Here is a 25,060-nt window from a genome sequence, read left to right as displayed (position 1 = left end):
ACAAAGTTTCTGTTTGCAACCTGATACCGACGCCCTCAGCCCGAGAGCGCAACCACCTGTTGTATCGCGAGGACGGCGAACAGCAGCGTCGCCGCGACCAGAACCGCATTGCCCAGCGGTCCGTTGCGTGCCTGCCGGGGTACATGCGAGGAATTGTTGAGGATCAACAGCGTCACTGCAAGGAAGGGCATGAAAAGCGCCCCGAACGCACCATAGGCGATCACCAGCAGGAACGGCCGGTCGGCGAACAGCAACAGCATCGGCGGGAAGGTAAGCCAGGCGAGGTAGCAGCGATAGGCCGCGCTTCCCTCGTGTCCGCCCTCCTCTCGCCCGCGCAGCTGATACCACCAGTCGGAGAAGAACAGGCTCATCCCCTGCCACACGCCGAGTAGGGAGGAGAGCGAGGTCGCGGCGAAGCCGACGAGAAACAGCACGGCGATGGCCCGCCCGAAGCGCGCTTCCAGCACGTCCGACAGGCCGAGCAGCCCCTTGTCGCTATCGGCCAACGCGATCCCCGCGGCATTCAGCAATTGCGCCCCGACGATCAGCATCGCGATCACGAAGATGCCGGTCACGCAATAGGCGACGGCGTTGTCGAGCCGCATCACCGGCACCCAGCCTGGCCCGCGCCAGCCCTTCGCCTGCGTCCAGTAGCCATAGGCGGCGGTGGTCACGGTGCCCCCGACCCCGCCGATAAGGCCCAGCGTGTAGAACAGCGATCCTTCCGGAAGCTGGAATGCGAGCCCGCCTGCGAGGTCCGGCAGGCTAGGCGCGACCAGTATGGCAAGGCCGACCATGATGACGAACATCAGCCCGACCAGCAGCTTCATCACCAGTTCGAATGTCTCGTAGCGGTTGAACCACACGAATGCGAAGCCACCCAGCCCGCAGGCGATCGCCCATGCCTTGAGCGGGATCGCGGGAAACAGCGCGGCCAGCGGCAACGCGCTCGCGCTCATCGCGGTGGCACCGTAGATGAAGCCCCAGACGATAACGTAGATGCCGAAATACCAGCCGGTCCAACGTCCCAGCGAACGCCATCCGGCAAGGATCGTGGAACCGGTGGCGATGTGATAGCGGGCGGAGCCTTCCGACAGCGCGATCTTCACCACGCAACCGATCACCGCAGCCCACAGCAAGGCGTAGCCGTAGCGCGAGCCCGCAATCAGGGTCGCAACGAGATCGCCCGCACCCACGCCCGTGGCGGCCACCACGATGCCGGGGCCGATATGGCGCCAAGCTCGCCTGGTCCCGATCTCCGGTCGATCGTCCGACATGCGGCAGCTCCTGCTCGTGTCGACGGATGGTGAGCCCTGCTGGGTTCGAACCAGCGACCTACTGATTAAAAGTCAGTTGCTCTACCGACTGAGCTAAGGGCCCATCACCGAAGCGGTGCCCTAGGCAGGGGGCGCGGGTCGGTCAAGCGGGTCGCGGTTTGGAGAGGCGAAAGCGCAGCTGGCGCAGCGTCAGTGAAGTCACCGGATCGCGCCAGTGGGCCGCGATCAACGCGGCCGGACCGATGACGAAGGCGCGTTCGCGAAAGGCGGGGTGCGGAATCGCAAGATCGGGCGCGGCACACATCCCGCCCGACCACAGCACGATATCGAGATCGAGCACCCGCGTACCCCAGCGCCGCGCACGGCGGCGGCCGAACGCGCGCTCCATGCGCTTGAGTTCGGCTAGGATCGCATCCGGTGCAAGCGCGCTCTCGACGATTACCGCCGCATTGGCGAACGTGCGGGCGGAAGGGCCCAGCGGCGCGCTGTCGATCACGGGCGAGCGCGCGGTCACGGTGCCAAGGGCGGAGAGTTCCTCCATCGCCGCCGCCACGACCTCGCGGGGGCGACCGTAACGGCGGTGCCGCCGGTTGGAGCCGAGCGCGATCAGGTAGAGCTGCGCGCTCAGACGTCCTCGCAGATGCGGGAATAGAGCTGCGGACGGCGATCGCGGAAGAAGCCCATCCCCGCGCGGTGCTTCGCTGCGGTATCGAGATCGAGCGTTTCTATCAGCACACCCGCTTCGTCGCGACCGAACTCGGCCAGCATGTCGCCCCATTCGTTGGTGATGAAGCTGTGGCCGTAGAAGGTCTGGCCGTCTTCCGTCCCGATGCGGTTGGCGGCGATCACGGGCATGCAGTTCGACACCGCGTGACCCGTCATCGCGCGTCGCCACATGCGGCTGGTGTCGAATTCGGCATCGTATGGCTCGGACCCGATCGCGGTCGGGTAGAACAGCAGCTCGGCCCCCATCAGCGCCATGACACGAGCGCTTTCGGGATACCACTGGTCCCAGCATACCCCCACGCCGATCCGGGCACCGGCGATGTCCCATACTTTGAACCCGTCGTTCCCGGGGCGGAAGTAGTATTTCTCTTCGTAGCCCGGCCCATCGGGGATGTGGCTTTTGCGATAGGTGCCCAGGATCTCGCCACCCGCGTCGATCATGGCCAGCGTGTTGTAATAATGGTGCCCGTCGCGTTCGAAGAAGCTGGTCGGGATTGCGACCTGCAGCTTCGCCGCAAGCTTCTGCATAGCCAGCACGCTGGGGTGTTCGGCGGTAGGCCGCGCACGAGCGAACAGCGCCTCGTCCTCGGTCTTGCAGAAATAGGGTCCGGCAAAGAGTTCCGGCGGCAGCACGATCCGCGCGCCCCGCCCCGCCGCCTCCTCGACCAGCGCGGAGACGGCATCGACGTTTTCGCGCTCGTCCTCGCTAGCCAGAGTCAGCTGGAGCGCTGCGACGGTAACGGAACGGGTCAAGAAGGGGGCCTCAGCGCTTGCGGAACAGGAGGGTCATGCGGTCGCTCTCGCCGACCGCGTCGAGTTCGGGGCGGTTGGTCGAGCGGGACGGCGGCAATTCCCATACGCCCTTCGGGTGATCGGCGCTGTCCTTGGCATTGGCGTTGACCTCGCTGGTGCCGACCAGCTCGAAACCCGCCGCCTCGACCAGGCCGATCACGTCGCTCTGGCGCATGTAACCGCGGCTGCCGTCAGTGTAGTCGCCCGCCGCCCACGGCTTCGCGCGATGCTGGACGATGCCCAACATGCCGTCATCCTTCAGCAATTCGCGTAGGCGCATCAGCTCCGCACGCAGCGCGCCGGAGCGGTAGAGGTTGTGCATCTCGCGGAAGATCAGCGCACGGTCGACGGTGCCCTTCAGCGCCTCGGGAACGTCCTGAGATGCGTAGGCGGCGACCGGGGCACCGGCCAGGTTCCAGCCGGGGCTGTCCTTGGCGAAGGCCGCAGGCAGCTTCGCGAAATAGCCCGCCATTCCCTCAACGTCGGCGTTGGCCGGGTCGGGCATGATCCCGACATAACGCCCCGCGCTGCCGAGATAGGGCACCAGCACGCGCGTGTACCAGCCGCCCGCGGGCATGTAGTCGACCACAGTCATGCCTGGCTCGACGCGAAAGAACTCCAGCGTTTCGGCCGGATGGCGCCATTCGTCGCGGGCCCGATCGTCGGCGCGGTTGTCCTGGGCCAGCGCGCCTTGCATCGCCGCATCGGGCGCGGCCTGCGCAAAAGCGGGGGCGGCTATTCCCAGGGCCAGGGCGGCGAAGGCGATCGTGATCGGGCGCATGTCTCTCTCCTGCTGCTTCTGCCCCATCTAGCCCACCGCTGCGCGATGACAAAGGGCGACGCGGTTCCTACATGCGGGATCAAAGGAGACAAGAGATATGGCAAACAGCGAAACCGTGATCGTCGCCGGCGGTTGCTTCTGGTGCACCGAAGCGGTGTTCAAGGACGTGATCGGCGTGACCGAAGTCGAAAGCGGCTATATCGGTGGCGAGGTCGAGAACCCGACCTACAAGCAGGTGTGCTCGGGCAATACCGGCCATGCGGAGGCGGTGCGCCTCACCTTCGACAGCGACCGGGTTTCGCTGGCCGAGATCTACGACATGTTCATGGGCACCCACGATCCCAGCCAGCTCAACCGGCAGGGCAACGATGTGGGCACCCAATATCGCAGCGCGATCTTCCCACTATCGGACGAGCAGCGCGAGGCGGCCGAGGCCGCGATCGCGCGCTGGAACGAGAGCAATCCGGGCGAGGCGGTGACTACGATCGAGGACGGGACGTGGTATCCGGCCGAGGACTACCACCAGGATTACTGGGAGGGCGAAGGTCAGCGGAACCCCTATTGCATGGCGGTGATCCCACCCAAGCTGATGAAGCTGCGCAAAAGCTTCCAGGGCAAGGTCCGCGAGGACGCGTGAGGATGGCGAGCGGCTGCGGCCTCAAAGGCCGTAGCTGCTCTCGTCCACGCCCGTGCAGCGCCCATAGGTGGCGGTGGCATTACCACCACCAGCGCGCGTATAGCGCGTCGGGCCGAGCACGGTGATCGCCAGCTCTTCCGTGACCCGCTCCTTCGATTGGCTATCGGTACACGTCTGCGAGCCGGTATAGGTGCGGCCCTCGTGGCGATCCCAGATAAACACGCACGTGCCGAAGTTTCGGGTGCCGAAGCCCTTGCCATCGAAAGTATTGACCGTCGCCAGCGGCGGCTCGGTGGTGCATTGCCCATCGCCCGTCACGACATCGTACACGCCATTCTCGAGGCCCAGATCACCCGCATCTCCCCCGTTCGACACCGGGGTCGCGGGGCTTTTGGCCTTCGCAACCTCGCCCGTCGGACGCGGCTGATCAGGTTGCGGTTCGTCGTTCGCGGAGCAGGCGACAAGCGAAACCGCGCCGCCGATGATGATGAAAGCGGCGCGCAGTTGCATTGTCGTATCCCTTCGCGATTCTACACTCACGCAAAGCATCGCGAAGGATTGCGGTTCCGCTTCAGTCGCCGCTGGGATCGACGAAATTGCCCGCGCCGATATTAGCATTGACCACGCCGCCGTCGATCGGGATTGTGGTTCCGACGACATAGTCGCCCGCCCGGCTGAGCAGATAGATCGCGCCAGCCGCCATATCTTCGGCAACACCGACACGGCGGCTTGGAATACCCTTCTCCACCTTGTCGGCATTGTCGCGCGCGGCGCGGTTCATCGCACTGGGGAAGGCCCCCGGACCGATTCCGTTGACCACGATATTATCGGCGATCAGGCGAGCGGCCATCCGGCGGGTCAGGTGGATGAGACCCGCCTTGGACGCCTGATAGGGATAGGTTTCCCACGGGTTCGACTTCATCCCGTCTATGCTGGCGATCATCAGCACCTTGGCGGGACGGTCCTTCGTCGCCGCTGCCTTCAGCAGCTTGTGCAGCTTTTGAGTCAGGAAGAACGGGGTCTTCAGGTTGAGATCAACCGTCTTGTCCCAGCCCCCTTCGCCGAACTCCTCGAACGGTTCGCCCCATGCTGCCCCCGCATTGTTGACGAGGATGTCGAGCCTGTCCTCGCGCGAGGAAAGCTCGTCGGCGAGCTGCTGGATCCCGTCCATCTGCGACAGGTCGCCGACCAGACCGATGACCTTGTCCCCGAACTCGGCGCTCGTCTCCTCCACCTGCTCCTGCTTGCGCGCGACGATATAAACGCGCGCACAGCCTGCGGCGAGCAGGCCCTCGACGATCATCTTGCCGATGCCGCGACTGCCGCCGGTGACGAGCGCGACGCGGCCTTCGAGCGTGAATAGGTCGTTGAGGTTCATAAATATCTCTTTCTTCCCCTCCCGCCTGCGGGAGGGGCAGCGAGACTTGGGCTTGCCTCGCAAGTCCTAGTCGTAGCGGGGTGGGCCTTCCCTCCGGTCGGCCCATGCCCACCCCCGCCCCCTCCCGCAAGCGGGAGGGGAGACTTCATCAATATCCGCTAAGGTCGGCCACCCGGCCCGCGTGGTAATATGCATCGCCGAGAAATTCGCTGAGCGCGCGGTCGCGCTTCATGAACAGGCCGATATCGTATTCGTCGGTCATGCCGATGCCGCCGTGCATCTGCACGCCCTCCTGCACCGCCAGCGCGGCGGTGCGCGCGACCTTGGCCTTCGCGACCGAGGCCATCAGACTGCCACGCTCGCTGCCGCCATCAAGCAGCTGTTGCGCCTTGATCACCGCGGCGCGGGCGATCTCGACCTCCGCATAAAGATGCGCGGCGCGGTGCTGCAGCGCCTGAAACTCGCCGATCAGCTTGCCGAACTGCTTGCGCTGCTTGAGGTAGTCGACGGTGCGATCCATCGCGCCCCGCGCGACGCCCACGCCCTCCGCCGCCGCGCCGACGCGCCCGGCGTCGAGCATGCGGTTGAGCAATTCGCGCCCCCCATCGACCTCGCCGATCACGGCATCGCCATCGAGTTCGACCCCGTCGAATTTCACATGGCTCGCCATCGAGCTATCGACCAGCCGCACCGGATCCTGGCTCATATTCGCCGCATCCTTCGGCACCGCGAATAGCGTGACGCCATCTTCGTCGCCGTCGCTGCCAGAGGTCCGCGCGGCAACCACCAACATGTCCGCGCTCGCGCCCTGAATCACGAAATCCTTGCGGCCCGACAGCTTGAAACCGTTGCCGGAGCGCTCCGCCTTGCAGGCGATCCGTTCGGGGCGATGCTTCGCCCCTTCGTCGATCGCGACGGCATAAACCGCCTTGCCCTCGATCAGGCCGGGCAGATAGCGCTCCTTCAGCGCGGCGTCGGCATCCTTCAGCGCGGTCGCCGCGATCACCGAACTGGTGAGGAAGGGCGACGGGGTCAGATTACGGCCGATCTCTTCCAGCACGATTCCGGCCTCGACATGGCCCATGCCCAGGCCGCCGTCGTCCTCATCCACCAGCATGCCGGTGAAACCCATCTCGGCGAACTGTTCCCACAAGCCATGACCGAAGCCGTCCTTGCACTCGCGGTCGCGCCAGTGGCGCAGCTGTTTCTCGATCGCGCCTTCTTCGGCCATGAACTGGCTGGCGCTGTCGGCGAGCATCGCCTGATCGTCATCGTGATAGAGTGGCATCGGGTTTCCTCTTCCCTGATTTCGTCATTCCGGACCTGATCCGGGATCCCGCTGCTTTCACCCGCGCGGGAAGCGGGCCCCCGGCGCGGAGCCGGGGTGGCGATTATTCGTAACTCCTCAACCGCCCGGCAGTTCGAGGATGCGCTTCGCGATCACGTTCAGCATCACCTCGCTGGTGCCGCCTTCGATGCTGTTCGCCTTGGTCCGCAGCCAGCTGCGCGCGGGGGTCCCGCCGTCTGTTTCCTCGCTGTCCCATTCCAGACTGCGCGAGCCGCCGGCGGCCATCATCAGCTCGTGGCGACGCTTGTTCAGCTCGGTCCCAGAATACTTCATCATGTTGGGCTGCGCCGGATGCGCCTTGCCCACCTTCGCCTCGTCGAGGAACTTCTCCGCCATACAGCCATAGGCGAGCGCATCGACGTCGAACATCGCCAGCTCGGCGCGCAGCACCGGGTCCAGTTCGCCCGCCATGCGCTTCATCGCCGCGCCGATCGCGCTGGTGCGGTCGCTCCCGCCCGCGCCCGAAATCATCTCGCGCTCGTGGCCGAGCAGATATTTCGCGACGTCCCAGCCGCGGTTCACCTCGCCCACATAGGCCGGCACGTCCTCGCCATAGCTCTTGGGCACCTTCACATCGTCCATGAAGGTTTCGCAGAAGGGCGAGTTGCCGCTGATCAGCTTGATCGGCTTCGTGCTGCATCCCTCGCTCGCCATGTCGAACAGCATGAAGGTGATGCCCTGGTACTTGTTCGCCTTGTCGGTCCGCACCAGGCAGAAGATCCAGTCGGCCTGGTCGGCATAGCTGGTCCATACCTTCTGCCCATTGACGACCCAATGATCGCCCTTGTCCTCGCCGTAAGTCTGCAGGCTGACGAGGTCCGACCCGCTGCCCGGCTCCGAATAGCCCTGGCACCAGCGGATTTCGCCGCGCGCGATCTCGTTCAGGAAGCGCTGCTTCTGACCTTCGGTACCGAATTGGAGCAGCGCCGGGCCGAGCATCCAGATGCCGAAGCTGGACAGCGGCGGACGGGCATTGATCCGCGCCATTTCCTCGCGCAGCACCTTTGCCTCCGGCGGGGTGAGCCCCGCGCCGCCATATTCCTTCGGCCAGCTCGGCACAGTGTAGCCCTTGTCGCGGCACGCCTCGAACCACGCCCTCTGCGCCTCGTCCTTGAACTCGGCATCGCGGCCGCCCCAATAGATGTCGCGCTCGTCGCGCACCGGCTCGCGCATCTCGGGCGGGCACTTGGCTTCGAGCCACTGCCGGGTTTCGGCACGGAATTGTTCGAGGTCGGACATGGTCGCTTTTCGCTCCTCTCAAAGGTGGCGCCTGTGCGCCTTTCGTTGAGTCGAAATATGAGGAAATCCGCGGCGCGATCAAGCGGCTTCGCCCCTTTCCGCCATGCCGTAGCGTCACCTCGTCGCGCGTTGACGGGGGCGGCGGTGCGCCTAATGTGGCGGCAATGTCGATGGAGAGGACGACCCCGCGATTCTGCGCATTTCGCGCCTGCTTGCGAGCAGCGCGGGACCGAGGCATTGCGAGCGCGTGATCACCCCCGTTACCACCGGCAGGCTGCCCATGCGGGTCAAGCTCGCGCACGGATTCGGCGCGGTCGCCTTCGGGGTGAAGGATAACGGCTTCAGCTTCTTCCTCCTGATCTTCTACAACCAGGCGCTGGGCATGGATGCTGGCACCGTGGGGCAGGTACTGCTCGCTGCATTGCTGGTGGACGCACTGGTCGATCCGCTGATCGGAAACCTTTCCGACCGGACCTATACGCGGTGGGGACGCCGCCTACCCTGGCTGTATATTGCGCCGATCCCGTTGGCGATCGCATGGGTGTTCCTGTGGACCCCGCCCGGCGGATCGGCGCCGAGCGCGCTCGAACTGTTCGGCATCGCGGTGTGCGTTCGCCTGCTGCTGTCCGCCTGCGAAGTACCGTCCATCAGCCTCGTCCCCGAACTGACCGCCGATTACGACGAGCGTACCACGCTGTTCCGCTATCGCTTCCTCTTGGGCTGGATGGGCGGACTGATCATGATGGTGATGGCATACGGCGTCTTCATGCCGGGGCCGGAGGGACTGTTGCAGGCCGAGGGATACCTGCCCTTCGGCATTTTCGGCGCGGTCCTGATGGTGGTCTCCGTCATCGGCTCCGCCCTTGGCCAACACCGCCTACTGGCGCGCCTGCCGCCGGAGCGCCCTGCCCCGTTCAGGTTCGGCCGGGCCTTCACCGAAATCCGCGAGGCATTCTCGGAGCGGGCGTTCCTGATCTTCGCCGCGGGCGCGCTCGCCGCCTACGTGTTCCAGGGCATGACCTTCTCGATCTCGCAATATCTCAACCTGTTCGTGTGGCAGTTCGACCGCGCGGCGCTCAATGCCTTCCCCGCCGCGCTGCTGCTGGGCGCGATCATCATGTTCGTCATCGCCAACCCGGTGCAGAAGCGCTTCGGCAAGCCACGCGGTGCGATGATCTGCGCCCTGTCCGGCTACGTCATCGCGATCGGGCCCTATTACCTGTTCCAGTTCGGCGTCTGGCCGGACCCGGGCGCGCCGGCCACGGTGCTGGGCTTGTTCTCGGTCTCCACCGCGCTCTATTTCTGTTTTCTCGTTATCGGCAACGCGCTGGCGATCACGACAGTGATCTGCGCCAGCAGCATGATCGCCGACGTGGTGGAGGCGCATCAGGAACGTACCGGGCGCAGGTCGGAGGGGGCGTTTTTCTCCGGCAACTGGCTGATCCAGAAATGCGCGACCGGCGTCGGCATCTTCGTGACCGGACAGGTCATCGCCGCTTCGCAGCTGGTCCGCAACGCCCAGCCCGGCACCGTGCCCGCCGCCACGCTCGATACGCTGATCTGGCTCTATGTCGGCATCGGCGGCGTGCTGGTCGCGCTGACCGCCTTCTGGCTGGGCCGCTTCCCCATCGGACGGGCGGAGCACGAGGCACGGGTCGCCGCCCTCGCCGCAGCCGCGCGTGCCGATCGCGAGCATCTGACCATCACGCCCTGAAAACACATCGCTTTCAAAAGACCGAAAAGAAAGAGAAGAGGACCGACCCCATGGATTTCCAACCGACCGAACGGCAGCAGCACTGGCGCGACCGCGTGCGCCACTTCATCGAGGCCGAGATTCGCCCAGCGGTCGCAACCTATCGCGAGCAGGACGCAACTGGAGAGCGATGGAAAGTCATCCCCGTGGTCGAGGATCTGAAGGCCAAGGCGAAGGCACAAAGTATCTGGAACCTGTTCATGCCGCCGCGCAACGACAGCCATCACCATGTCGACGAGAGCTTCGAGTTCGAAGGCCCCGGCCTCACCAATCTCGAATACGCCCTATGCGCCGAGGAGATGGGCCGCATCGGCTTCGCGTCCGAGGTTTTCAACTGCTCCGCGCCCGATACCGGGAACATGGAGGTGCTGCATCGCTATGGCACCGCGCAGCAGAAGGAGGATTGGCTGAAGCCGCTGATGAACGGCGACATCCGCTCCGCCTTCCTGATGACCGAACCCTTCGTGGCGAGCTCCGACGCGACCAATATCGAAACCCGCATCGAGCGGGACGGTGACGAATACGTCATCAACGGGCGCAAATGGTGGAGCTCGGGCGCGGGCGATCCGCGCTGCAAGGTCGCGATCGTGATGGGCAAGACCGATTTCGAGGCGCAGCGGCACGTCCAGCAATCGATGGTGCTGATGCCGCTCGACGCACCGGGCGTCACCGTCCTGCGCCACCTGCCCGTATTCGGGTACGACGATGCGCCGCACGGCCATATGGAGATCGAGCTGAAGGATGTGCGCATCCCCGCCACCAATATGCTGCTGGGCGAGGGGCGCGGGTTCGAGATCGCGCAAGGCCGCCTCGGGCCGGGCCGCATCCACCACTGCATGCGCACCATCGGCACCGCCGAGGAAGCGCTGGAGAAAATGTGCCGTCGCCTGCAATCGCGCGAAGCGTTCGGAAAGCCGGTGTACAAGCACTCGGTCTGGGAGGAGCGCGTTGCCCGCGCCCGTATCGACATCGAGATGACGCGGCTCCTCTGTCTGAAAGCCGCCGACATGATGGACAAGGTCGGCAACAAGGCGGCGAAGCAGGAAATCGCGATGATCAAGGTGCAGGCGCCCAACATGGCGCTGCGCATCATCGACGACGCGATCCAGGCGCATGGCGGCGCCGGCGTGAGCGACGATTTCGGTCTCGCCAAGTCCTACGCCCACCAGCGCACCCTGCGCCTGGCCGATGGGCCGGACGAGGTCCACGCCCGCTCCATCGCGCGTATGGAGTTCGGCAAGCACGCCCCCGAGCCCGACGAGAGCGGTCTCGGCACCGGCGGCGCGGCACGGGCCAGCGCGGGTAGCGCCGCGGCCGGCGGAGCGCGCTGATGACGAAGGCAGCAATTCTCGAAAAGCCCGGCGAAGGTCTCGTCATCCGCGAGGTCGTGCTGGCCGAACCCGGCCCGCACGAGGTGCTGGTCGATGTGAAGGCGTGCGGCCTGTGCCATTCGGACCTGCATTTTATCGACGGACATTATCCGCACGCGCTGCCGACCATCCCCGGGCACGAAGCGGCGGGTGTGGTCCGCGCGGTGGGGCAGGAGGTGAAAACGGTGAAGCCGGGCGACCATGTCGTCTCGTGCCTGTCGGCCTATTGCGGGCATTGCGAGTTCTGCACCACGGGACGCCTCGCCCTGTGCATTAGCCGCGATGTGCGACGGGGCCGCGACGCGGACCCGCGCATCACCTTCGAGGACGGGGAGGCGGTCAACCAGATGCTGAACCTGTCCGCCTTCGCCGAACAAATGCTGATCCACGAACATGCCTGCGTCGCGATCGACAAGGACATGCCGCTCGACCGGGCGGCGATCCTGGGCTGCGCCGTCACCACCGGGGCGGGCGCAATCTTCAACGCCTGCAAGCTGGTTCCCGGTGAAAGCGTGGCCGTGGTCGGCTGTGGCGGCGTGGGGCTTGCCGCCGTCAACGCCGCGAAAATCGCGGGCGCGGGCAAGGTGATTGCGCTCGACCCGCTGCCGGAGAAGCGCCAGCTCGCCGAAGCGCTAGGCGCGACGCACACGATAGATGCGCTGAGCGAGACCGCGGCGGACGAAGTGGTGAAGATCACCGGCGGCGGGGTCCATCACGCGATCGAGGCGGTGGGGCGCGAAGCCTCCGCCGCGCTGGCGATCAAGGTGCTGCGTCGCGGGGGCACCGCGACCGTGCTCGGCATGATGCCGCTGGATTGCAAGGTGGGCCTCGGCGCGCTCGACCTGCTTGCGTCCAAGAAACTGCAGGGCGCGTTCATGGGCGACAACCGTTTCCCGGTCGACCTGCCGCGGCTGGTGGATTTCTACCTGCGCGGCCTGCTCGATCTCGACACCATCATCGCCGATCGCATACCGCTGGAACAGATCAACGAAGGGTTCGACCGGATGCGGGAGGGGCATAGCGCCCGCAACGTGGTGGTGTTCGAATAACCTTGCGCACCGCCCCCAAAACCCCATGATGTCCGCATGCAATGGCTGATCTGCCTCGGGGTACTCGTCGTCTCGCTGCTGGTAATGCCGGCGGCGATACGCTGGATAAAGCGCACCCGCGGTCCCTATGCCGGGTCCGGTATCGGAGCACTGGGCGCGGTGCTCAACGAAGCGCTGGACCCGGCTGCCGCTAGGAGCCTGCAGGCACGCGAGACCAAGGAACGGGTCGGGGACGAACGCAGCGGCGAAAACGGAGACAAGGACCACGATCTGCCGCTAAGGTGATCGGCATCGGATTTTGACGGGAAGGGAGGCAAGCTTCGGCCACGGCCGGGGCGGATAATATGGCGAGCATCGATTACGAGACCGAAATGGTCGGCACCGTGGAGGTGCCCGAACGCGACCGGCTGGACGAGGTGGCGCTGACCGCGTGGTTCGAGGATAACGTCGAGGGGTTTTCTGGGCCGATCACGCTGGAGAAGTTCAAGGGAGGCCAGTCCAACCCGACCTACAAGGTGAAGACGCCCGGCCGCACCTACGTGCTGCGCCGCCAGCCCTTCGGCAAGCTGCTCCCTTCCGCCCACGCTGTGGATCGCGAATACACCGCGATGAGTTGCCTCGGTCCGACCGGATTTCCGGTGCCCAGGACCTACGGCCTGTGCGAGGATACCGAGGTCATCGGTGCCAAGTTCTTCGTCATGGACCTCGCCGATGGGCGCAATCTGTGGAACGGTGCCCTGCCAGATTACGAACCGGACCAGCGGCGCGAGATCTACCACGCGATGATCGACACGCTGGCGGACCTCCACCTGAAGGACCCGCAGGCGATCGGCATGGGCAATTTCGGCAAGCCGCAGGATTACTGCGCGCGCCAGATCGCGCGCTGGAGCAAGCAGTACCGACTGTCGGAGACCGACACGATCCCCGAAATGGACCGCCTGATCGAATGGCTGCCCGAAACGATTCCCGCGCAGCACGCCAGCGGCATCGTCCACGGCGACTACCGGCTCGACAACCTGATTTTCCACGCCAGCGAAAACCGCATCATCGCGGTCCTCGACTGGGAGCTGTCGACACTAGGCGATCCGGTCGCCGACTTCGCCTATTTCATGCTCAACTGGGTCAATCCGCCCGACGGGCGCGCGGGGATCGGCGGGCTCGACCATGCCGCGCTGGGCATCCCGACGCGCGAGGAAGCGGTGGAACGCTACGTCGCGCGCACCGGCTATCCCGTGCCGCCGATGGACTGGTACTTCGCCTACAACCTGTTCCGGCTGGCGGGCATCATGCAGGGTATCAAGAAGCGGGTGATCGACGGAACCGCCAGCTCCGCCCATGCGAAACAGATGAGCGAGCGCGTCGCGCCGCTGGTCGCCAACGCCTATCACTTCGCGAAGGAGGCCGGTCTCGACTGACCGGCCTTCCTCGCAAGGTTAGAAGCCGCGGCTGAAACGCACGAGCAGGCCCTGATCATCGGGTGCCTGCGCATAATGGCCCGGCTGGCGACGATAGAAGGCGCTGGCCGAGAACCCGCCACCCCATAGCGGGGTGCGCCAGTTGAGCTCGCCCATCACCTCGCGTCCGCTGGGTGCCAGCGACAGGGTGCGGATGCCGAACTGGGTTTCCTGCGTGGCGTAGTCGTAATCGACCGGCAGGTTGAGCGAGAGCCCGCCTGCTTCCACCCGCAGGGGCTGCGAAAGGCGGAAACCGAACGCATCCCCCCGGCGCAGGGTGTTCTCGCGGACCAGGTCGAGCGACCATGCCGCGCTGCGCATGGTCGATCCGCCCGCCACCAGGCCGCCGCTATGCGCGCGGGTCATGCCTTGACGCAGCGAAGCGCCAAGCCGCAGATCGCTCGCGAGGTCGAGCCCGATCGAAGTATCTAGGAACAGACTGTCGGCACCGCGCGCACCGAAGCTGTCGTTCAGATACGCACCCAGCACGGTGCGATCCTCGCGCAGCCATTCGATCCCGACATTGGCCGAGACCGGGCCGATCTGCCGATCCGCCGCCACGCCGAAGCGGGTGAACGGATAGCGTTCGCGGCGCGTACCCGTGACGTCGATCCCGAGGCGGTAATTGCCCAGCCACACATCGCCTCCGCCCGCCGTCAGCGTCAGGCCCGTCGCGCCCAGCGACCGGCGCAGCGCGACGGCAGAGCCCTCGCTTTTCTCGAAGCCGGTGTCACCGGCGGCATCGCCAGCGATCATGAAGGCGGGGCGATCCTGCCCCTGCATATGCGCGGCGAGCCCTTCGGGACCTTCCGAGAAGGCGAAGCCCAGCTGCGTTTCCGGGCTCAGTCGCATCGCGACCCTGCCAGCGAGCACGCGCGCTTTCTCCGCATCGCCGGGCGCGAGCCGCAGGGGGTTGGAGAGGGCGGCGGTGTCACCCGACGCGGCGACCGTGAAGGCCAGGCTGACCTTCGCATTGCCGGCGACGATGCGCCGGGTCGAGGTGCCGACCGCAGCGCGCAGGCGACGCTCCACGGCCGCGCCCCGCGCCGCGGCACCCAGGTCGATGCCGTAGGCGCGATCGTATTTGTCGAGCATGACGGTCTTGAGCGAACTCGTGGCCAATGCGTCTCCCATCGCGCCCGAACCAACCAGCATATCGTCGGCAAGGGCGAAAGCGGTGCCCGTCCCCGCCAGCGTGGTCCGGCCCTGCGGCGCGAAGGCTGCTGCGATGTCCAGGATACCGCGCCCGTAGATCGCATCGGTCCCCGCGGCCCCGGCATCGCGCGCGGTATCGAGCAGCAGCGTGACGATCTGCTGCCCGGTCAGGTTGGGGAAGGCTTGCGCCAGCAGTGCGACCGCGCCCGAAACTTGCGGGGCGGAGAAGCTGGTGCCTGAAAACAGCGAGACGAACTGCTGACCGTCGCGATTGGTGACCTTCAGCGTCCCGTCCTCATAGACGCAGCAGATCGATTCCCCCCGCGCCGACAGGAACGACGCGGCTTCCGCCCCAGCGCGGTTGCTGAAGTCCGAAAACTCGCCATTCTCATCGACCGAGCCGACGATGATGACCGAACCACTGCCTGACTGCAGGATGCCGCGGCCGAAGGGATCGGGGTTGTCGGGATCGAGATCGGGTTCGGTCGAGTCGCCATCGTTGCCGGCAGCGACGATGATCACCACCCCGGCAGCCGCGGCGCGGTTGACCGCGGTGCGCAATTGCTGGCTGGGGCTGCCGCCGCCAAGGCTCAGATTGACCACCCTCGCCCCTGCCGCAACCGCACGGTCTATCCCGGTCGCGATGTCCCGATCGGAGAAGGTGCACTCGACATCGTCGGGATCGTCCGGACCGGCGCAGGTGCCCGGCGTGTCGGCGCGATAGATCAGCAGATTGGCGTTGTAGGCGATGCCGACGACGCCGGTATCGTTGCGCGCGGCCGCCGCGACCAGCGCGACATTGGTGCCGTGATCGTCCTCCCCATCGAGCGAACGATTGCCCGCGACGTCGCCGGAGCCGGCGAGGATGCGGCCGGCGAATTCGGGATTGTCCTGATCGATCCCGGTATCGATGATCGCGATCGCGGTATCCTTGCCGGTCGCGCCCTGCTGCCACGCGGTGATCGCGTTGTGATAGGCCGGGCCGTCCGATCGGCGATATTCCGCGGTGTTGAAGTTCGGGGGCGGCGGCGGGGGCGGAGGGGGGGGCGGAGGGGGGGGAGGCGTCGGTGCCGGGGTTACCGGCGGCTGCGGCGCGGGGGTGCTGATCACCCCGCCCCCACCGCCGCCACCGCCACCGCATGCGCTCAATGTAACCATCGCGGCTATGGCGGCGGCACCGCCGAGGCGGGCCCGATTATTGGTCGATGTCATGTGCGATCCCTGAAAGGTCAGTCCTCGATGGCGATGTGGTCGATTGTCTATCATCACGATGCTATCGATATGGTTAACATCGCCCTGCGTGGGCGGTGGGGATTTGTCGGTGCCCCGCTTGTCTCTCGCCCGGCGCGCCGCTAGCAGCGCGCGAAGCCCGAAAAAGCGACGCGAGGTACCCGCAGGAATGACACAGGCGCTCCAGAGTGCGATCGATGCCGCGTGGGAAGATCGCGCGAACGTCACCCCCGACAGCCGCGAGGTCGCGCAAGCGGTCGAGGAAGCAATCGCTCTGCTCGACGGGGGCGAACGCCGCGTGGCCGAGCCCGACGGAACCGGCGGCTGGCAAGTCAATCAATGGCTGAAGAAGGCGGTTCTGCTGTCCTTCCGCCTGCGCGACAACGCCGTGATCGAAGGTGCGGTCGGCGCGCCCGCGTTCGACAAGGTGCCGAGCAAGTTCGCTGGCTGGGATGAGGCGCGGTTCCGCGAGGCGGGCTTTCGCGTCGTGCCGGGAGCGATCGTGCGCCGGGGCAGCCATATCGGCAAGGGCACCGTACTGATGCCCAGCTTCGTCAATATCGGCGCCCATGTCGGCGACGGCAGCATGATCGACACTTGGGCCAGCGTCGGGAGCTGCGCGCAAGTGGGCAAGAACTGCCATATCTCCGCCGGGGCCGGGATCGGCGGCGTGCTCGAGCCGCTGCAGGCCAATCCCACGATCATCGGCGACAATTGCTTCATCGGCGCTCGGTCCGAAATCGTCGAGGGCGTGCAGGTCGGCGAGGGCTGCGTGGTCGCCATGGGCGTGTTCATTACCGCCTCTACCAGGATCGTCTATCGCGATAGCGGCGAAGTAATCCGCGGCCATATCCCGCCCTATTCGGTGGTCGTACCCGGATCGCTGCCGGGCGAGGCGGGCAAGCCGTCGCTTGCCTGCGCGGTGATCGTGAAGACGGTCGACGAGCAGACGCGGGCCAAGACGGGTATCAACGAGCTGCTGCGCGATTGACGCGCAGCCTGCCAGGGAACATGCTTACATGCCGCGCGCTTATGACCGGCATACAATCCGAGGGGACCACGATCATGGCCGACCGTAACGACAACACGCATATCGACGAAACCCGCGCCAGCGGCGGCAGCAAGGAAGGTGTGGTCCGCTGGGTACTGATCATCGGCACCCTGCTGGCGATCGTTCTCCTGACCGTGATCTGGATGACCGGCGCGCTGACGCAGGGCGACCAGGAAGAAGAGATTACCGCATCCGGCAATATCGAGGCGCAGGCCAACGACGACAGCATCGTCGGCGACGGGGCGGATGCCGGGGAAGGCGTGGCGGCGGATCAGAACCAGCTCGATAACGGGCTGGAGGTTATCGACAACGATCCCACGACCCCCGCGACCTGATCCGCTTCTGATGGAACCTCCTTCTCCCCCTCGCCGTTTCGGATGACGTCGAGGAGCGGCGAAGGAGGTATTCGATGAGCAATTCCAACAGTTTCCAGACCGGGCAATATGTCCAGTGGAACTGGGGCAACGGCACGGGCAAGGGCCAGATCAAGGAGCGCTTCGAGCGCGAGGTGACTCGCACCCTGCAGGGCAGCGAGATCACCAAGGACGGCGATTCCGACAACCCCGCATATCTGATCAAGCAGGACGATGGCGACAAGGTGCTGAAGCGCGGATCCGAACTGGAGGCGCAGGACTGATGCCGGCAAAATCGAAAGCACAGCAGAAAGCCGCAGGCGCGGCCCTGTCCGCGAAGCGGGGCGAAACCAAGGTTTCCGATCTGCAGGGTGCATCCAAGCAGATGTACGACAGCATGAGCGAGGACGAGCTGGAGGATTACGCCTCCACCGATCGCGAAGGCCTGCCCGATAAGGTCGACGACGACGATTAAGTCGTCCGGGCGCGCACGCCCTTCCCTCCCCCGCCTATTGCGGTGCGGGAGAACGGTAGGTGACGCTCCCGTCGGGTCGTGAGACCGGCTCCCGTCCACCGGGTGCAGGCTCCAGCGCACTCGGGTTGGGGCGCGGGGCGGGACGCGGCGATGGCGAGGCGGGCAGCCGCCGCCCGGTCGCGCGTTCCAGAAAATCGTCACCCGCCGCCTGCGGAGCACCGTCCTCGCCCACGTCCGGGCGACGCTGGGTGGAGCCGGGGGCACCGGGCGTGGGTACTGCGGGTGAGGCATTTCCATTATCGTCCGGCGCGCGCCGCCCCGGTTCAACCAGATTGCCCTGCTCGTCGATATAGTAATACTCGTCCGGGTCGCCGAAATAGAACTCGTCGTCCGGCTCGGTCTGCCATTCGGGCAGTTCCACGTCGGTCTCGAATTCCTCCACCGGCCGATCCTTCACCGCGTACCGCATATAGGCCGCGAATGCCTGCGCGGGGGCCCGCCCACCGGACAGGCCGCCGACCGCCCGGTTGTCGTCGCGCCCCATCCATACGCCGGTGGTGATCCCGCTGGAGAAGCCGACGAAATAGCCATCCTTGTTGGAGCTGGTGGTGCCCGTCTTGCCCGCTACGGGCCGGCCGATCTGGGCCGCACGTCCGGTCCCGGTGGCAACCGCGGTCTGGAGGAGATCGGTCATCTCCATCGCAATATAGTCCGCCACCAGCTTCACCTGCCGCTCGGGCTCATGTTCATAGACGGTGCGCCCGCTGGCGGTCGTGACCTTCACGATGCCATAGGGCTCTACCGATTTGCCGCCCGCCGAAATCCCGGCGAAGGCGCGGGTCATGTCGATCAGCCGCACGGTCGAACTGCCCAGCACCATCGCCGGATAGGTGGATATATCGGTGGTGATGCCAAACCGGCGGGCCATCGCCGCGACATTGTCGAACCCGACCTCGTTGCCCAGTTGCGCCGCGACGGTGTTCTTCGAATAGGCGAAGGCGCTGCGCACGTTCATCTCGCCCGCATAGCCGCCCCCCGAATTCTTGGGGCTCCACCCCTTGATCGTGACCGGCCCGTCCACAACCCGGTCGTCGGGCTTGTAGCCCGCCTCCAGCGCGGCGAGATAGACGAACAGCTTCCATGCAGAGCCAGGCTGGCGCTGCGCGGAGGTCGCCCGGTTGAAGCTGGTCTTCACGTAATCGGTCCCGCCGACGAGCGCCAGCACCGCGCCGTCGCGGTCGAGGCTGACCAGCGCGCCCTGCGCGCCCTTGGGTGCGTTCGCCTTCACCGCGGCGGTCGCCGCCCGCTGCATCCCGACATCGAGCGTGGTCCAGACCTCGATCGGTTCGAAGGTCTCGGGCAACAGCACGTCGAGCTGGGGCAGTGCCCAGTCGGTAAAATAGCGCACCGAGTTCTGGCTCGCGTCCTTCTTCAGCTTCACCGCGGAAGGGTCGACCGATGCCTGCGCCGCGCTGATCCGGCCCTGTTCGCGCATCAGGCGAAGCACGACCTGCGCCCGGTCGACCGCCGCGTCGACGTCGGCGGTGGGCGAATAGCGGCTGGGGGCCTTCACCAATCCGGCGATGATCGCCGCCTCGGCGGTGTTGAGCTCGGTGCCGGGATGGCTGAAGAATTTCCGGCTGGCGCTGTCGATGCCGTATGCTCCGCCGCCGAAATAGACTTTGTTGAGATAGAGTTCGAGGATCTGCTGCTTGGAGAATTTCGCCTCCAGCGCCAGCGCCAGGACCCCTTCGCGCATCTTGCGGTCGAGCGAGCGGTTCGAATTGAGGAAGATGTTACGCGCCAGCTGCTGGGTGATGGTCGATGTCGCGGCGATGCGCTTGTCTCCGGTCATCGCCACGTACAGCGCGCGCGCCAGGCCGTAGGGATCGACGCCGGGGTGCGAATAGAACCTCCGGTCCTCGACCGAGATCATCGCATCCTTCATCACCTGCGGGATTTCGGAGCTGTCGAGCCATTTGCCGTAGCTCGGCCCCAGTTCCACGATCTCCGTCCCGTCGCGGGCGCGCACCACGATGGTCTGCGCGTTCTGGGTCGCCTTCAATTGGGAGAAGCTGGGCAGCTCCTTGGCTGCGAACAGCACCGCGATGCCTAGGAACAGCGCGCCGAGCCCGGCCAGCACCGCACCCCAGCCGACCAGCCGCCGGGTCCATTTCCAGAACCCGCTGCCCTGCTTGGCCTGTGGCTTGCGCCCCTTGCCCTTGCGGTTGCCGCCACCGCCGCGCCGTTGCGCCATTCATTCCCTCCAGCGGGGTGTCACCCGCCGCTATCCGATACGATCCGAACGGGACCGGTGCCAGCGCCTAGCGTAATGCGGCGTGAACGGCAAAGCCGGAAGGGCGGGCGGCGGCGTCAGGCGTCTTCCGGTTCGAACTGGAGCGCGGCGCTGTTGATGCAATAGCGCAGGCCGGTCGGCTGCGGACCGTCGGGGAAGAGATGCCCCAGATGGCTTTCGCAATTCGCGCAGACGACCTCGGTCCGCACCATGCCGTGGCTGGTGTCGCTGTGCTCTTCCACCGCGTCGCCATCGGCCGGGCGCACGAAGCTGGGCCAGCCAGAGCCGCTGTCGTACTTGTCCTCGCTCTCGAAGACGAGGCTGCCGCATGCGGCGCAGTGATATTCGCCCGCCTGCTTGTTCTTGTCGTACTTGCCGGTGAAGGCGCGCTCGGTACCGGCCTCGCGCAGCACATGATATTGCTCGGGGCTCAGGCGCTCGCGCCATTGCTCGTCGGTCAGTTCCAGCTTGTCGGTCATCGCAATCTCCTTCGCGTCGGTTTCCCATATGGGGGCCAACGCGAAAGCCGCAATTATCCGTCGAGATCGGCGTATTGCTCGGGCGGACGGATCCCGTCCATCCGTTCCGCCAGCAGGGCGCGGAAACTGGGCCGGCTCTTGAAGGCGTAGTACCAGCCGCGCGTCGAATCGTGCCCTTTCCAATCGATCCCGCCCAGATAGTCCGCGACCGAGATATGCGCCGCGGCAGCCAGGTCGGCGACGCTCATCTGCGATCCGGCCAGCCAGCTGCGATTGTCGACCAGCCAGTCGAGATAGTCGAGATGGGCGTGCGCCAGCTTCATCGCCTCGCGCAACACGCGCGAATCGGGCGGCTCGCGCATCACCAGCCGCTTCTTCATCCGCTCGTGCAGCAGCGGCATGGTGACGTCGCCGAACAGCGTTTCATCGAACAGCGCGACCAGCCGGCGGATTTCCGCCCGGTTCGCGGCGGTGCCGTTGATCAGCGGGCTCTTGTCGACCGTCTCTTCCAGATATTCGCAGATCGCCCGGCTGTCGCACAGCGCGATACGGCGCTCGCGATCCTCCAGCACAGGGACGCGGCCTGCGGGGTTCGCGGCCCAGAAATCGTCCCCCGCATCCCACGGATCCGTCCGAACGAGCTCGTAGCCGATGCCCTTCTCCCCCATGAGCAGGCGGACCTTGCGACTGAAGGGACAGAGCGGGAACTGGTGAAGCATCCACATGGCACCTCCCCATGCCGCATGGGCGCGGCGCGGTAAACGGGGCCGCGTGCAAAAACCCGGCTAAATCAGACGTCCGCCATGTCAGATGCCGGAGGCCTCCAGCGTCAGCAGGCACGGCGGCATCGCGCGCTCGAGCGTGTCCTGCTGGCGGAAATCGCGCGCCGCCTCTTCCATCAGCGCGGCGACCTGGGCGCGGGTCAGGCCGGCCTCGTCCATCAGCTGGGCGGAGGCGCGGACGAAGAACTCACGCCCCCGCTCGCGCAGGTCCGGCCATTTCGAGGCCCCGGGGTCGCCCGCGGCCTGATCGTGCGCGACCAGCGCGAAGGCGGCGGCGCAGCGCAGCAGCGTGCGCTGTTCGAGCGAGATTGCGGGCGGCGGCGCGGATGCCTGCGCGGCGATTTGCGCCGGGAGCGAGACCGCGATAAGCGCTGCCGCGACTGCTTGGAAACGAAAGGCCATCCCGGCCCGTTAGTGCCACGAGACTTAACCTGCGCCAACGGGCCGCAGAGAATTTCGAACCCCGGACGGAGGAACCTGCACATGAGCAATTATCCCGAACTGAAGATGCTGATCGGTGGTAGCGCTATCACCGGCGACGGTCGCGACACGATCGAGGTGAAAAATCCCGCCAATGGCGAGACGCTCGCCGCCCTCCCCTCGGCCAGCACCGCCGATCTCGACCAGGCGTTGGAGAATGCCGAGAAGGGCTTTCACGAATGGCGCAAGACCAGTGCGGACAAGCGCGAGGCGATCCTGCGCAAGGCTGCAGGCCTTCTGAAAGAGCGCGCGGGCGACATCGCCGAGGCGCTGACCTATGAGCAGGGCAAGCCGCTGGCCGAGGCCAAGGGCGAGACGATGTATTCGGCCATGCTGCTCGAATTCTATGCCGGCGAGTGCAAGCGCATCTACGGCCGCACGCTGGTCCGCCCCGAAGGCGCACGGGCCGAGGTGCAGTATCACCCGGTCGGCCCCGTGGCAGGCTTTTCGGCGTGGAACTTCCCCGTGCTCAACGTCATGCGCAAGATCGGCGGCGCGCTCGCTGCGGGCTGCTCCACCATCGTCAAGCCGAGCGAGGAAACCCCGGCTGCGGGCATCGCGCTGGTGCAGGCCCTGCTCGACGCGGGCGTGCCCGGCGACGTGGTCCAGTGCGTCTTCGGCGTGCCGGACGAGGTCAGCCGCCATCTGCTCGCCTCCCCGATCATCCGCAAGGTGACCTTCACCGGCTCGACCGAAGTGGGCAAGCACCTGTCGAAACTGGCGGCCGAGGATCTGAAGATCACCACCATGGAACTGGGTGGACACGCCCCGGTGCTGGTGTTCGAGGATGCCGATCTCGACAAGACGCTCGATACGATGGTCGCCAACAAGTACCGCAATGCCGGACAGGTCTGCGTCAGCCCGACCCGCTTCCTGATCGAGGAGAACATTTTCGAAAAGTTCCGCGACGGCTTCGTCGAACGCGCGAAGGCGGTGAAGGTCGGTAACGGCTGGGAAGATGGGACGCAGATGGGCCCGATGGCGAGCGAACGCGGCCCCGACGGCGTCGCGTCCAAGATCGCCGATGCGAAGGACAAGGGCGCCAACCTGGCGCTGGGCGGCGAACGGATCGGCAATCTGGGCAATTTCTTCGAGCCTTCGGTGCTGACCGAAGTCCCGACCGATGCCGAGATCATGAACGAGGAGCCGTTCGGCCCGGTCGCGATCCTCAACCCGATGAAGGGCGAGGACGCCATGATCGAGGAGGCAAACCGCCTGCCCTATGGCCTAGCGGCCTATGCCTGGACCAACGACGTCGCCCGCCGCCGCCGGCTTGCCGCGGAAGTCGAGGCGGGGATGCTGGCGATCAATACCGGCGGCGTCAGCGCGGCCGATGCCCCCTTCGGCGGGGTCAAGTGGTCCGGCCACGGGAGCGAGGACGGCCGCGAGGGTGTGATGGCGTGCATGGTTCCCAAGACCATCCACGAAGGCTAGTCGCCGCCATCATCCTCTTACCACTCCCGCCAATGGAGACCCGTGCATGAAAACCCGCGCCGCCGTCGCGTTCGAAGCCAAGCAGCCCCTGGAAGTCGTCGAGGTCGATCTCGAGGGGCCGAAGGAGGGCGAAGTCCTGGTCGAACTGATGGCGACCGGGCTTTGCCACACCGATCTCTACACCCTCTCGGGCAAGGATTCGGAAGGGTTGTTCCCTTCCATCCTCGGCCACGAGGGGTGCGGCGTGGTGCGCGAGGTCGGCCCGGGCGTCACCAGCGTGAAGCCCGACGATCACGTCATCCCGCTTTACACCCCCGAATGCCGCCAGTGTAAGATGTGCCTGTCGGGCAAGACCAATCTGTGCAGCGCAATCCGCGAGACGCAGGGCAAGGGGCTGATGCCCGACGGGACCAGCCGCTTCTCGTACAAGGGTCAGACGATCCACCACTACATGGGCACGTCGACCTTCTCGAACTTCACCGTCCTGCCCGAAATCGCGGTGGCGAAGATTCGCGAGGACGCCCCCTTCGACACTACCTGCTATGTCGGCTGCGGCGTCACCACGGGCGTGGGCGCGGTGGTCAACACCGCCGACGTGCGCCCCGGCGACACCGTGGCGGTGTTCGGCCTGGGCGGGATCGGCCTCAACGTCATCCAGGGCGCAAAGCTGGCCGGCGCGGGCATGATCATCGGCGTCGATCTCAATTCGGACCGCGAGGAATGGGGCCGCAAGTTCGGCATGAGCCATTTCGTCAATGCCAAGGAGACGGACGACGTCGTCGCGAAGATTATCGAGATGACGGGCGGCGGGGTCGATTACAGCTTCGAATGCATCGGCAATACGAACGTGATGCGCCAGGCGCTGGAATGCTGCCATAAGGGTTGGGGCACCAGCGTGATCATCGGCGTGGCTGAGGCGGGCGCGACGATCGAGACACGCCCCTTCCAGCTAGTGACCGGGCGCAACTGGCGCGGCACCGCATTCGGCGGGGCGAAGGGGCGCACCGACGTGCCCAAGATCGTCGACTGGTACATGGACGAGAAGATCCAGATCGACCCGCTCATCACCCACCGCTTCAGTCTGGACGAGATCAATCACGGCTTCGACCTGATGGAGAAGGGCGAGAGCATCCGCGGCGTCGTGATCTACTGAGTGCCGACCGTGCAGGACCCGGTCAATCTCGCCGCCAAGTTCGAAGGAATAGAGGCGCATTGGGCGCCGCGTATCGTCGGGCAATATAACGATAACGACATCCGTATCGTGAGGGTCGAAGGCGAATTCGTCTGGCATACGCACGAAGAGACCGACGATCTCTTCCTCGTGCTGGAAGGCAGGATCGAAATCGAACTGCGCGACCGAACCGTAAAGCTTGGCCCTGGTGAACTGTTCGTGGTGCCGCGTGGAGTCGAGCATCGACCGGTCGCGCGCCAGGGCGAGGCGAAGCTACTGATCATCGAGCCGAGTGGCACTGCAAACACCGGAGACCATGCTACGGCTACGGTAGCCACACCCATCTGACG

26 protein-coding genes and 1 tRNA gene are annotated in these 25,060 nt (G+C 65.8%); 13 read left to right on the top strand and 14 right to left on the bottom strand.

What is annotated here, in order from left to right; translation table 11 throughout:
• Nucleotides 1–35: 35 nt before the first annotated feature.
• The 5 genes from F7D01_RS10140 to F7D01_RS10120 all read right to left on the bottom strand — a co-directional run bounded on the left by F7D01_RS10140 (nucleotide 36) and on the right by F7D01_RS10120 (nucleotide 3,576).
• Entirely contained in the window at nucleotides 36–1,277 is a 1,242-nt protein-coding gene (locus F7D01_RS10140) for an Nramp family divalent metal transporter (protein ID WP_215227458.1), read from the bottom strand.
• Between the two features lie 27 nt (nucleotides 1,278–1,304).
• A tRNA-Lys gene (locus tag F7D01_RS10135) sits at nucleotides 1,305–1,380 on the bottom strand.
• 39 nt (nucleotides 1,381–1,419) lie between these two features.
• A complete protein-coding gene (gene folK, locus F7D01_RS10130; RefSeq protein ID WP_371819721.1) occupies nucleotides 1,420–1,917 on the bottom strand; it encodes a 2-amino-4-hydroxy-6-hydroxymethyldihydropteridine diphosphokinase in 498 nt (165 codons plus the stop codon).
• Nucleotides 1,902–2,756, bottom strand: coding sequence for an N-carbamoylputrescine amidase (aguB, locus tag F7D01_RS10125; RefSeq protein ID WP_215227457.1), 855 nt, complete (start codon nucleotides 2,754–2,756; stop codon nucleotides 1,902–1,904). The genes folK and aguB overlap by 16 nt, the downstream gene beginning before the upstream one ends.
• Before the next feature lie 10 nt (nucleotides 2,757–2,766).
• Nucleotides 2,767–3,576 (bottom strand): class I SAM-dependent methyltransferase, encoded by an 810-nt coding sequence (locus F7D01_RS10120; protein ID WP_215227456.1) that lies wholly within the window; start codon nucleotides 3,574–3,576, stop codon nucleotides 2,767–2,769.
• Between the two features lie 97 nt (nucleotides 3,577–3,673).
• Between F7D01_RS10120 and msrA the strand changes: the two genes are divergently transcribed.
• Nucleotides 3,674–4,213, top strand: a complete 540-nt coding sequence (gene msrA / locus F7D01_RS10115; RefSeq protein ID WP_215227455.1) for a peptide-methionine (S)-S-oxide reductase MsrA — start codon at nucleotides 3,674–3,676, stop codon at nucleotides 4,211–4,213.
• Nucleotides 4,214–4,234: 21 nt separating this feature from the next.
• On the opposite strand, the gene F7D01_RS10110 is transcribed toward msrA, so the two are convergent.
• The 4 genes from F7D01_RS10110 to F7D01_RS10095 form a co-directional block, all read right to left on the bottom strand.
• On the bottom strand, nucleotides 4,235–4,723 hold the full coding sequence (locus F7D01_RS10110) for a hypothetical protein (RefSeq protein ID WP_215227454.1): 489 nt from the start codon (nucleotides 4,721–4,723) through the stop codon (nucleotides 4,235–4,237).
• 61 nt (nucleotides 4,724–4,784) lie between these two features.
• Nucleotides 4,785–5,591: an SDR family NAD(P)-dependent oxidoreductase gene (locus tag F7D01_RS10105; protein ID WP_215227453.1), complete on the bottom strand. Its 807-nt coding sequence runs from the start codon at nucleotides 5,589–5,591 to the stop codon at nucleotides 4,785–4,787.
• Between the two features lie 148 nt (nucleotides 5,592–5,739).
• Complete coding sequence (locus tag F7D01_RS10100; protein ID WP_215227452.1) at nucleotides 5,740–6,879, bottom strand: acyl-CoA dehydrogenase family protein; 1,140 nt, start codon at nucleotides 6,877–6,879, stop codon at nucleotides 5,740–5,742.
• A gap of 117 nt (nucleotides 6,880–6,996) precedes the next feature.
• Complete coding sequence (locus F7D01_RS10095; RefSeq protein ID WP_215227451.1) at nucleotides 6,997–8,178, bottom strand: acyl-CoA dehydrogenase family protein; 1,182 nt, start codon at nucleotides 8,176–8,178, stop codon at nucleotides 6,997–6,999.
• 247 nt (nucleotides 8,179–8,425) lie between these two features.
• Between F7D01_RS10095 and F7D01_RS10090 the strand changes: the two genes are divergently transcribed.
• The 5 genes from F7D01_RS10090 to F7D01_RS10070 are packed head-to-tail and all read left to right on the top strand — an operon-like array spanning nucleotide 8,426 to nucleotide 13,765.
• Complete coding sequence (locus F7D01_RS10090; RefSeq protein ID WP_251566718.1) at nucleotides 8,426–9,892, top strand: MFS transporter; 1,467 nt, start codon at nucleotides 8,426–8,428, stop codon at nucleotides 9,890–9,892.
• A 50-nt stretch (nucleotides 9,893–9,942) separates the two neighbouring features.
• The gene (locus F7D01_RS10085) at nucleotides 9,943–11,262 is read left to right on the top strand and encodes an acyl-CoA dehydrogenase family protein (RefSeq protein WP_215227450.1); all 1,320 of its coding nucleotides are present in this window, start codon (nucleotides 9,943–9,945) and stop codon (nucleotides 11,260–11,262) included.
• Entirely contained in the window at nucleotides 11,262–12,350 is a 1,089-nt protein-coding gene (locus F7D01_RS10080; RefSeq protein ID WP_215227449.1) for a Zn-dependent alcohol dehydrogenase, read from the top strand. The genes F7D01_RS10085 and F7D01_RS10080 overlap by 1 nt, the downstream gene beginning before the upstream one ends.
• A gap of 36 nt (nucleotides 12,351–12,386) precedes the next feature.
• Nucleotides 12,387–12,635: a hypothetical protein gene (locus F7D01_RS10075; RefSeq protein WP_215227448.1), complete on the top strand. Its 249-nt coding sequence runs from the start codon at nucleotides 12,387–12,389 to the stop codon at nucleotides 12,633–12,635.
• 59 nt (nucleotides 12,636–12,694) lie between these two features.
• Nucleotides 12,695–13,765 (top strand): phosphotransferase family protein, encoded by a 1,071-nt coding sequence (locus F7D01_RS10070; RefSeq protein ID WP_215227447.1) that lies wholly within the window; start codon nucleotides 12,695–12,697, stop codon nucleotides 13,763–13,765.
• 18 nt (nucleotides 13,766–13,783) lie between these two features.
• Here the strand turns inward: F7D01_RS10070 and F7D01_RS10065 are convergent, their stop codons facing one another.
• A complete protein-coding gene (locus tag F7D01_RS10065; RefSeq protein WP_215227446.1) occupies nucleotides 13,784–16,171 on the bottom strand; it encodes a S8 family peptidase in 2,388 nt (795 codons plus the stop codon).
• A gap of 187 nt (nucleotides 16,172–16,358) precedes the next feature.
• On the opposite strand from F7D01_RS10065, the gene dapD reads away from it, so the two are divergent.
• From dapD to F7D01_RS10045, 4 genes are all read left to right on the top strand, one after another.
• Nucleotides 16,359–17,180 (top strand): 2,3,4,5-tetrahydropyridine-2,6-dicarboxylate N-succinyltransferase, encoded by an 822-nt coding sequence (dapD, locus tag F7D01_RS10060; protein WP_215227445.1) that lies wholly within the window; start codon nucleotides 16,359–16,361, stop codon nucleotides 17,178–17,180.
• Nucleotides 17,181–17,254: 74 nt separating this feature from the next.
• Nucleotides 17,255–17,575: a hypothetical protein gene (locus F7D01_RS10055; protein WP_215227444.1), complete on the top strand. Its 321-nt coding sequence runs from the start codon at nucleotides 17,255–17,257 to the stop codon at nucleotides 17,573–17,575.
• A 74-nt stretch (nucleotides 17,576–17,649) separates the two neighbouring features.
• On the top strand, nucleotides 17,650–17,877 hold the full coding sequence (locus F7D01_RS10050; RefSeq protein ID WP_215227443.1) for a DUF2945 domain-containing protein: 228 nt from the start codon (nucleotides 17,650–17,652) through the stop codon (nucleotides 17,875–17,877).
• Nucleotides 17,877–18,068 (top strand): DUF3008 family protein, encoded by a 192-nt coding sequence (locus F7D01_RS10045; RefSeq protein ID WP_215227442.1) that lies wholly within the window; start codon nucleotides 17,877–17,879, stop codon nucleotides 18,066–18,068. Before F7D01_RS10050 ends, F7D01_RS10045 begins: the two co-directional genes overlap by 1 nt.
• Nucleotides 18,069–18,102: 34 nt before the next feature.
• On the opposite strand, the gene F7D01_RS10040 is transcribed toward F7D01_RS10045, so the two are convergent.
• The 4 genes from F7D01_RS10040 to F7D01_RS10025 form a co-directional block, all read right to left on the bottom strand.
• Nucleotides 18,103–20,325 (bottom strand): transglycosylase domain-containing protein, encoded by a 2,223-nt coding sequence (locus tag F7D01_RS10040; RefSeq protein ID WP_215227441.1) that lies wholly within the window; start codon nucleotides 20,323–20,325, stop codon nucleotides 18,103–18,105.
• Nucleotides 20,326–20,441: 116 nt separating this feature from the next.
• Nucleotides 20,442–20,843 carry a peptide-methionine (R)-S-oxide reductase MsrB gene (gene msrB, locus F7D01_RS10035; RefSeq protein WP_215227440.1) on the bottom strand — a complete coding sequence of 134 codons (402 nt, stop codon included), beginning with the start codon at nucleotides 20,841–20,843 and terminating at the stop codon, nucleotides 20,442–20,444.
• Between the two features lie 53 nt (nucleotides 20,844–20,896).
• Nucleotides 20,897–21,568 carry a glutathione S-transferase family protein gene (locus F7D01_RS10030; protein WP_215227439.1) on the bottom strand — a complete coding sequence of 224 codons (672 nt, stop codon included), beginning with the start codon at nucleotides 21,566–21,568 and terminating at the stop codon, nucleotides 20,897–20,899.
• An 81-nt stretch (nucleotides 21,569–21,649) separates the two neighbouring features.
• The gene (locus F7D01_RS10025) at nucleotides 21,650–22,027 is read right to left on the bottom strand and encodes a hypothetical protein (protein WP_251566717.1); all 378 of its coding nucleotides are present in this window, start codon (nucleotides 22,025–22,027) and stop codon (nucleotides 21,650–21,652) included.
• A gap of 81 nt (nucleotides 22,028–22,108) precedes the next feature.
• Here F7D01_RS10025 and F7D01_RS10020 point away from each other — a divergent pair, with 81 nt between their 5' ends.
• The 3 genes from F7D01_RS10020 to F7D01_RS10010 are packed head-to-tail and all read left to right on the top strand — an operon-like array spanning nucleotide 22,109 to nucleotide 25,058.
• Nucleotides 22,109–23,539: an NAD-dependent succinate-semialdehyde dehydrogenase gene (locus F7D01_RS10020; protein ID WP_215227438.1), complete on the top strand. Its 1,431-nt coding sequence runs from the start codon at nucleotides 22,109–22,111 to the stop codon at nucleotides 23,537–23,539.
• A gap of 46 nt (nucleotides 23,540–23,585) precedes the next feature.
• Nucleotides 23,586–24,692 carry an S-(hydroxymethyl)glutathione dehydrogenase/class III alcohol dehydrogenase gene (locus tag F7D01_RS10015; RefSeq protein WP_215227437.1) on the top strand — a complete coding sequence of 369 codons (1,107 nt, stop codon included), beginning with the start codon at nucleotides 23,586–23,588 and terminating at the stop codon, nucleotides 24,690–24,692.
• Nucleotides 24,693–25,058, top strand: a complete 366-nt coding sequence (locus F7D01_RS10010; protein WP_251566716.1) for a cupin domain-containing protein — start codon at nucleotides 24,693–24,695, stop codon at nucleotides 25,056–25,058.
• Nucleotides 25,059–25,060 lie beyond the last annotated feature (2 nt).

Source organism: Erythrobacter sp. 3-20A1M (genome assembly GCF_018636735.1).
Taxonomy (GTDB): domain Bacteria; phylum Pseudomonadota; class Alphaproteobacteria; order Sphingomonadales; family Sphingomonadaceae; genus Alteriqipengyuania.
This window is presented reverse-complemented; position numbering and strand designations above follow the sequence as displayed.

What these genes read in the sequence shown, in the direction of transcription:
- F7D01_RS10080 (WP_215227449.1), top strand. Translation starts at nt 11,262, where the DNA reads ATGACGAAGGCAGCAATTCTCGAAAAGCCCGGCGAAGGTCTCGTCATC.
- F7D01_RS10105 (WP_215227453.1), bottom strand. Translation starts at nt 5,591, where the DNA reads ATGAACCTCAACGACCTATTCACGCTCGAAGGCCGCGTCGCGCTCGTC.
- F7D01_RS10110 (WP_215227454.1), bottom strand. Translation starts at nt 4,723, where the DNA reads ATGCAACTGCGCGCCGCTTTCATCATCATCGGCGGCGCGGTTTCGCTT.
- F7D01_RS10040 (WP_215227441.1), bottom strand. Translation starts at nt 20,325, where the DNA reads ATGGCGCAACGGCGCGGCGGTGGCGGCAACCGCAAGGGCAAGGGGCGC.
- F7D01_RS10100 (WP_215227452.1), bottom strand. Translation starts at nt 6,879, where the DNA reads ATGCCACTCTATCACGATGACGATCAGGCGATGCTCGCCGACAGCGCC.
- F7D01_RS10085 (WP_215227450.1), top strand. Translation starts at nt 9,943, where the DNA reads ATGGATTTCCAACCGACCGAACGGCAGCAGCACTGGCGCGACCGCGTG.
- F7D01_RS10025 (WP_251566717.1), bottom strand. Translation starts at nt 22,027, where the DNA reads ATGGCCTTTCGTTTCCAAGCAGTCGCGGCAGCGCTTATCGCGGTCTCG.
- F7D01_RS10015 (WP_215227437.1), top strand. Translation starts at nt 23,586, where the DNA reads ATGAAAACCCGCGCCGCCGTCGCGTTCGAAGCCAAGCAGCCCCTGGAA.
- F7D01_RS10020 (WP_215227438.1), top strand. Translation starts at nt 22,109, where the DNA reads ATGAGCAATTATCCCGAACTGAAGATGCTGATCGGTGGTAGCGCTATC.
- F7D01_RS10070 (WP_215227447.1), top strand. Translation starts at nt 12,695, where the DNA reads ATGGCGAGCATCGATTACGAGACCGAAATGGTCGGCACCGTGGAGGTG.
- F7D01_RS10095 (WP_215227451.1), bottom strand. Translation starts at nt 8,178, where the DNA reads ATGTCCGACCTCGAACAATTCCGTGCCGAAACCCGGCAGTGGCTCGAA.
- F7D01_RS10055 (WP_215227444.1), top strand. Translation starts at nt 17,255, where the DNA reads ATGGCCGACCGTAACGACAACACGCATATCGACGAAACCCGCGCCAGC.
- F7D01_RS10075 (WP_215227448.1), top strand. Translation starts at nt 12,387, where the DNA reads ATGCAATGGCTGATCTGCCTCGGGGTACTCGTCGTCTCGCTGCTGGTA.
- F7D01_RS10045 (WP_215227442.1), top strand. Translation starts at nt 17,877, where the DNA reads ATGCCGGCAAAATCGAAAGCACAGCAGAAAGCCGCAGGCGCGGCCCTG.
- F7D01_RS10065 (WP_215227446.1), bottom strand. Translation starts at nt 16,171, where the DNA reads ATGACATCGACCAATAATCGGGCCCGCCTCGGCGGTGCCGCCGCCATA.
- msrB (WP_215227440.1), bottom strand. Translation starts at nt 20,843, where the DNA reads ATGACCGACAAGCTGGAACTGACCGACGAGCAATGGCGCGAGCGCCTG.
- dapD (WP_215227445.1), top strand. Translation starts at nt 16,359, where the DNA reads ATGACACAGGCGCTCCAGAGTGCGATCGATGCCGCGTGGGAAGATCGC.
- F7D01_RS10050 (WP_215227443.1), top strand. Translation starts at nt 17,650, where the DNA reads ATGAGCAATTCCAACAGTTTCCAGACCGGGCAATATGTCCAGTGGAAC.
- F7D01_RS10120 (WP_215227456.1), bottom strand. Translation starts at nt 3,576, where the DNA reads ATGCGCCCGATCACGATCGCCTTCGCCGCCCTGGCCCTGGGAATAGCC.
- msrA (WP_215227455.1), top strand. Translation starts at nt 3,674, where the DNA reads ATGGCAAACAGCGAAACCGTGATCGTCGCCGGCGGTTGCTTCTGGTGC.
- F7D01_RS10030 (WP_215227439.1), bottom strand. Translation starts at nt 21,568, where the DNA reads ATGTGGATGCTTCACCAGTTCCCGCTCTGTCCCTTCAGTCGCAAGGTC.
- F7D01_RS10140 (WP_215227458.1), bottom strand. Translation starts at nt 1,277, where the DNA reads ATGTCGGACGATCGACCGGAGATCGGGACCAGGCGAGCTTGGCGCCAT.